General features: G+C 39.5%; 6 protein-coding genes. 2 read left to right on the top strand and 4 right to left on the bottom strand.

Annotated elements, in window-relative coordinates; genetic code table 11:
- The first annotated feature begins 564 nt into the window (after window positions 1-564).
- Complete coding sequence (locus ACFVSH_RS21450) at window positions 565-693, top strand: hypothetical protein (RefSeq protein ID WP_318290963.1); 129 nt, start codon at window positions 565-567, stop codon at window positions 691-693.
- 236 nt (window positions 694-929) lie between these two features.
- Here the strand turns inward: ACFVSH_RS21450 and ACFVSH_RS21445 are convergent, their stop codons facing one another.
- Genes ACFVSH_RS21445 through ACFVSH_RS21435 form a run of 3 tightly spaced genes read right to left on the bottom strand, consistent with a single transcriptional unit; the run spans window position 930 to window position 3,835 of the window.
- Window positions 930-2,453: a sodium:solute symporter family protein gene (locus tag ACFVSH_RS21445; RefSeq protein ID WP_387707715.1), complete on the bottom strand. Its 1,524-nt coding sequence runs from the start codon at window positions 2,451-2,453 to the stop codon at window positions 930-932.
- A complete protein-coding gene (locus tag ACFVSH_RS21440; protein ID WP_192207968.1) occupies window positions 2,450-2,650 on the bottom strand; it encodes a DUF3311 domain-containing protein in 201 nt (66 codons plus the stop codon). The genes ACFVSH_RS21445 and ACFVSH_RS21440 overlap by 4 nt, the downstream gene beginning before the upstream one ends.
- 12 nt (window positions 2,651-2,662) lie before the next feature.
- Complete coding sequence (locus ACFVSH_RS21435) at window positions 2,663-3,835, bottom strand: amidohydrolase (RefSeq protein ID WP_387707717.1); 1,173 nt, start codon at window positions 3,833-3,835, stop codon at window positions 2,663-2,665.
- Between the two features lie 280 nt (window positions 3,836-4,115).
- Between ACFVSH_RS21435 and ACFVSH_RS21430 the strand changes: the two genes are divergently transcribed.
- A protein-coding gene (locus ACFVSH_RS21430) for an IS3 family transposase (protein WP_387596959.1) occupies window positions 4,116-5,461 on the top strand; the annotation gives its coding sequence in 2 pieces (ribosomal slippage) (window positions 4,116-4,572 and window positions 4,572-5,461; 1,347 coding nt in all).
- Window positions 5,462-5,513: 52 nt separating this feature from the next.
- On the opposite strand, the gene ACFVSH_RS21425 is transcribed toward ACFVSH_RS21430, so the two are convergent.
- On the bottom strand, window positions 5,514-6,503 hold a 990-nt coding region (locus ACFVSH_RS21425; protein WP_387707713.1), incomplete at its 5' end, for a hypothetical protein.

Here is a 6,503-nt window from a genome sequence, read left to right as displayed (position 1 = left end):
CAACCACACCGCTTTACTTGGTAAATAGCAACAAAGTATGCGAAAACAGCCTTTTTGAAAGAGCATGAAAAATAAAATGGCACTAATTAAGAAAAAACAGTAACCAGAAAAGCTCTCATGTCGAATTAATGGTACAAGTGCTAGTAACTGTGGAGCAAATATTCGGCAGGCCCTTCATAAGGTACATACCAAAATCAGTTTTTGTCATTCCAAAATTAGTGTGAAAACTATATTTTATCGAGGTAGTTTTTGGAAATATTGTCCACTTGAATTGACCCCAGTTTGGAATTGGTGAACGACTCTTTTTCAACAAAATCTTACTCTGGCCTTAGATGCAGTGTGAAAGAAATGCGTTTCCTCGCAGCATCTCAAGGTTCATGTTTTTTTCTTGTTGTACGTCAAAATATTTTTATCACATGCCTATATCCTGAAAGGCAATTTTCGGTTTTTATCTTTGAAACAATGGTTTGAATATCACTTGGATTTGATGTTCTTACCAAGTGAAAACATAAGATCACCAAAAAGGGACAAACTGTATTTGAAAAAAGAAAGGAGATGTGAGACATGACAAAAAAATTCAATAAAGGCAGCGGTAACCAAAATTCACCGCAATTACACGGTCAAACTCCTGTTAGTGGGGACAACAGTAAAGGAAATAAAAGAAATAAAGATCAAAGTTCCAAAACAGAGTAATTAACTGAAACAAACCGGCCATATTCAGACCGGTTTGTTCCTTTTGTAGACCATCTTCTTTGTTATTGGACAGAAGGCTGTCAAGCATATGTGCACGGACAACTTTGATTCCAGAAAGCCCAATTCATCATCGGCGTTATCCGAACTGTAAATAGCGTCCTGCAAAACTGCCCCCAGAAAAGAGCGCATTCATTTTTCATTATCATATCGTTAGTGAAATTATTAATCATGTTAAGTTAGCTATTTGATTCTTTTGGTGTTGGAAACTTGTGCCCTTCCGTTGTCGTTTCCAAACTATCGGTACCTTGATGAGTATAATTAATGTTTTTTGTCATCAAGCTAACCACCACCAATACTACGATATTGACAAATAGGGCAATAATTCCTACATTCAGGTCTTTAATTGCTTGAGGAAGATGAGGAAATAGTTGACTGATTTTCATGTTCCCCAGTTCCATAATAGAGACTAGCACCCCTCCTGTTATTATCCCGGCAAATGCTCCATGTTTGGTTACAAAATTCTTTCTCATCAAACTTGCGAAAAAGGCAGGAGCAAGTTGTGTAATGAAATTATAGGCGATTAGAGCGAGACTAAAGAGGGAACTTCCACCTTTAAAGGTCAAGTAAATCCCTAAGAGAGAAATTAGGGGAACCAAGTATTTTACCAGTTTTGCAATCTGTTTTTCCGTTGCTGATGGAGTGAATACGCAATATACATTTTTTGCAAGCATTGTTGATATGGACATCAGGAGCATGGAACTTGGCACTAAAGCGGCTAACACGCCAGTTCCACCGATTAAGCCCACAAACCATGGATCAAAATCCTGTTTAGATAGCTGCAGCAAGATTTGATCGGCTTCGCCGCCTTTTAATCCAGGCATCTGCAAGATCGCTGCAAATCCAACAAAAAAGGCAAACAATAATATCAGTTGGTACATGGGCATTAGGATTGCGTTTTTCCGTAAAGCTTTTTCGCTAGAGGCAGCATATATAGGAGAAAACCCGTGCGGCCACATATAAAATCCAATAGAGCTTAATATAACAGTGGATATATACCACGAAACGCTCATTCCCTGATCTGGAAGTATAGTATAGTTCGGCTTTGCATTTTCAATTGCTTCATACATAGGTTGGAGCCCGCCATAATAATGAAGAGGGAAATAAACTCCTAAAAATACGACAATGCCAAGAATCAGAATATCCTTCAAAATAGCTGTCCTCGCAGAGCCGTGAATACCGGAAACCATTACAAAAATGGTAACGCCAATTGCTCCGGCCCAAATGGCAGCTGTAGAAGAAATAGCCCCATAGGATGTTGCTGAAACGATATATCCTAACCCCTTCAATTGCAGCACTAAGTAGCAAGTACAGGCTACAACACCTATAACCGCAACAAGCACACCAAGATAAGGACTTTGATATTTTTTTACAAAAAAGTCAGATTGCGAAACTAATTGGTGTTTCTTTGCATACCTCCAGATAGCAGGAAATGTCCAATAGGAAATCACTGTAGCTAGGCAGCCATATGATACGATACTAAAGATGGACCCCCCTTCCCCATAAGCAGATCCACTTGCACCCAAAAAGGTAAAGGTTGTATACATTTCACCAGCGGACAAGAGGAAAATCAATAGGGCTCCCATCCCGCGTCCTCCAACCGACCATTGTTCCAAGTTCATTTCTTTCCCTTTTTTAGCCTGGATACCGATCAAAACAGAAATAACGAAAAAAAACAGGATAAAAAAAACGGCAATATTCATCTTGAATCTCCCTTCTGATTAGCCGGATCCAGTAGGTAAATAACCCCCATTATACCTGTGGTCAGCACAGACCAGAGTACAATCCAAAAATGAAAAAATGGCATTCCCAGAACATAGGGAGTCACTTTATTTGTAAACAAAGCGCCCACAATAAAGCCAAGAAACGGGATAATTCCGAGCCAATATATTTTTTTCATCCTCTCAACCCCCTAGTATGTTAGATTTAACATTTTCAAAGTCCCATGAACAAATAACTTCACCCCATTTTGTAAAGCCTGTTCATCGAAAGTGAATTTTGGATGATGGTGAGGATGTATTATCCCTTTTTCTTCATTACGAGCCCCTATTACAATATAAGATCCCTGAACCACTTTTTGAAAAGCAGAGAAGTCTTCACTTCCCATAATTGGCCTTAAAATCTCTCGACTTTCTTCACCAAATACTTCACAGATCGTTTCATCCATCAATCTGGTAACTTCTTCATCATTAATGGTAGGAGCATAACCAAACAGATAATCGAATTCATAAGTGGCTCCATGCGCTTCCGTAATTCCTTTTACTATACGCTCGATAAAATTCGGGATTTCTTCCCGTAGTTCTGGATTGAAGCTTCGAACCGATCCACCAATGTTTACACTACTTGGAATGACATTAATCGCACTTCCCGCATGGAACTGGGTCACTGAAATCACAAGCGCTTCCTGGGCATCCCGATACCTCGAAACTATATGCTGGAGATTCGATACAACCTGTGTTCCAATCGCTATGGGATCGACGGTAAGTTCAGGCTGTGAGGCGTGCCCCCCTTTCCCCATAACGGTAATGTTAAAAGTATCAGCTCCAGCCATCACCGGACCGTAGCCCAAACCAATTTTCCCTAAAGGAAGAGTTGACAAGAGATGGGATCCAATGATCATATCCACTCCATCAAGCACACCGGCTTTCACCATTTCTTGAGCTCCACCGGGCGGCAATTCCTCAGCATGCTGAAATAAAAAGCGCACCTCCCCTTTAACTTGATCCTTTAACTGTGTAAGAATTTTTGCTGTACCAAGCAGCATCGCCGTATGCCCATCATGTCCGCAAGCATGCATAACTCCAGAATTCTGTGACACAAAGTCAAAATCATTCTCTTCTACAATTGGAAGCGCATCCATATCTGCCCTCAGTGCAATAACCTTCCCAGGCTGCTGACCGATCAAACGAGCCATAATACTCGTTCTTGTCGGACGCGAAATTTCCAATTCACCAAAAGTTTGCAGCTTTTCATAAACAAATTGTGCTGTCTTTTCCTCCTGGAAAGACAGCTCCGGATACTTATGTAAATATCTTCTCCAAGCAACCACTTCATCTTTAACAGCCTCGATTAAATCATGAATCATTATCGTTTGAGACACCCACTACAACCCCTTTTTCATTCAATTTACATAACAGTCCTTGTTTTAGGATAGTTTAAGGAAAAAATTCCTTAAATAGAGTATAATCTCCCTCGGTGTTTATTTCAATATTTTTCGAAAATTCCAAACTGTTTTCAAACTTCATCTACTCTCCATGCTTTACAAAAAAATTGAAACGCAGCATGAAGCGAAAATAAAAAAGCACCCCAAATGAACTGCACCCCAATTGTTAGACACATCTATCAATTGGAGGTGCAGTTTCTCTATGGCCAAATTTACAGCACAACAAAAAATACAAGCGGTACAGAGATATCTTGAAGGAACAGAGGGACATAAAAGCATAGCTAAATCTGTTGGTGTTAACTCTGGAGTATTACTCAATTGGATTCGACAGTACCAATATCATGGAGAACGTGCATTTGAAAAACGCTATACAACTTATACGGTAGAAGATAAACTGAAAGTACTTGAATATATGAACTTACAGGGGACGTCTCTCCGTGAAACCGCTGCGTTTTTCAATATTCCGGCACCTTCTACCCTATTACTTTGGCAAAAACAATGTGAAGCGGAAGGAGTAGACGCCCTCAAACCAAAGAAAAAGGGGCGTCCATCCATGAAAAAAGAAACCAAGAAACCACTAGCAGAAGGATCATTAGAAGCATTAAAGGCTGAAAATGAGCGGTTACGTGCGGAGAATGCCTATTTAAAAAAGTTAAACGCCTTAGTTCAGGAAAGAGAAGCGTCAGAACGCAAGAAAAAGCGAAAGTAGCGCACGAACTAAGGGGAGAATTTAATTTAAAGCTACTTCTATCTGTCGCGAATATCGCACGGAGCACCTATTATTATTGGAGAAACGCCTTCGGGCGTCAGGATAAATACGTGGAGATAAAGCCTGTCATCGAAGAGATATTTCAGACGAATAAGGGGAGATATGGATATCGACGCAGCACCTTAGAATTACATAATCGGGGCATTGTGATTAACCATAAAACGGTGCTTCGATTGATGAATGAGTTGGGTTTAAAGTGTATGGTACGTATGAAGAAATACCGTTCGTACAAAGGCAAGGTTGGAAAGATTGCGCCCAATATTCTCGAGCGTGATTTTAAGGCAACAAAGCCAAATGAAAAATGGGTCACTGATGTGACGGAATTTCATCTATACGGTGAGAAGTTGTACTTATCTCCCATTCTTGATTTATTTAATGGAGAAATCATCGCCTACAATATCGAATCACGTCCTATTTACCCTTTAGTCTCCAAGATGTTAGACCAAGTTATAATGCGATTGGAATCGGAAGATTCACCCATCCTTCATTCGGATCAAGGCTGGCATTACCAAATGAAACCATATTCACATACCTTGAAGTCACATGCGATTACACAAAGCATGTCTCGGAAGGGAAATTGTCTCGACAACGCTGTCATGGAAAACTTCTTTGGCTTATTAAAATCCGAATTGCTTTATTTACAAACGTTCGACAGCATGAAGCATTTCAAACAAGAACTAGAAGATTATATTTATTATTACAATCACCAACGAATTAAGGTGAAATTAAAAGGCATGAGCCCGGTTGATTACCGGGTTCATGCCCTCAAGGTTGCCTAACTAAATAAAGTGTCTAACTTTTTGGGTTCACTTCATTATGGGTGCCTTTTATTTATAATAATCGATAAATTTTACTCGGCCTTCCACGAGTGGCATTAGCCTCTTCCCCAATGCATTGTGCCAAATCAACTTCGCACATATCTGCAACAATCCGCCGTACATTGCGCTCTGTCATTTCAAGATGTATCGCTAAATTCTTTGTAGTAAAATCACTCCAGCCCATTCTTTGAACAAGAGCCGATATTTTCTTATACGTTTTAACACTGATATTTCCGTATTTCAACTTTTCTATAAGAGGTTTATTATGGGAACGGGTATCATATTGCAATTCTTTCTTTTTGCCTGGTGATTCGATAATTTTTCCATCATCTTGAATAATCACAATTTCACGCTTTTTCATCTCTTTCGAATGTTGAATAGCACGAAAAGCATTGATTTCCGCTGAATAGGCTGTCTCTCCAAAGCCAATTCCCACGGTAACGGGTGTATCTGCTTCAAAGGCCAATTTTTGTATGGTATCTTCGAGCGTAATGATTTCTCGTTCAATTGCGCCGCGAGAACTAAAAATCATGTACCTTCCATTCCCTTTCTCTGAAAAGGAGCCATTTATTTTTTCTCCAAGTTGAATCAACATTTCTTTTAGGCGAAGCTCCAAGTACTGTAAATGATATGGAGTTTTCATTTCCTCTGCCACTTTGTTAAAATATTCGACTTCAATGATTTCAACTCCGATTTGTGTATCCTTAAAGTAAGATGTCTTTACTTTTTCAGAAAGAATTCGAAGCGTTTGCCTCACTTCCATCTTACTCATCGACAAACGGTAGGCTGGAATGCCATATTCCCTTAAAGCTTCACACACGGACGGAAAACAAGAAAGAGCTCCTTCTGTCTTTCCCGTATTCCATAAATCCAAGTGAAAATGCACCAATTCATCCGTATCAACATCTGTCTCAAACACTTTCGTATAAATCTTTTTGGTTTTTATATTCAACTGGGACAAAGCTTCTTCGCTAATATTATTTGAGGACATAGTATCAATACC

The sequence above is a fragment of the Peribacillus sp. NPDC058002 genome (genome assembly GCF_042886655.1).
GTDB classification, from domain to species: Bacteria; Bacillota; Bacilli; order Bacillales; family DSM-1321; genus Peribacillus; species Peribacillus aracenensis.
This window is presented reverse-complemented; position numbering and strand designations above follow the sequence as displayed.

Excerpts from the sequence above, each read along its gene's own strand:
- ACFVSH_RS21435 (WP_387707717.1), bottom strand. The coding sequence starts at position 3,835 with ATGATTCATGATTTAATCGAGGCTGTTAAAGATGAAGTGGTTGCTTGG.
- ACFVSH_RS21450 (WP_318290963.1), top strand. The coding sequence starts at position 565 with ATGACAAAAAAATTCAATAAAGGCAGCGGTAACCAAAATTCACCGCAA.
- ACFVSH_RS21440 (WP_192207968.1), bottom strand. The coding sequence starts at position 2,650 with ATGAAAAAAATATATTGGCTCGGAATTATCCCGTTTCTTGGCTTTATT.
- ACFVSH_RS21445 (WP_387707715.1), bottom strand. The coding sequence starts at position 2,453 with ATGAATATTGCCGTTTTTTTTATCCTGTTTTTTTTCGTTATTTCTGTT.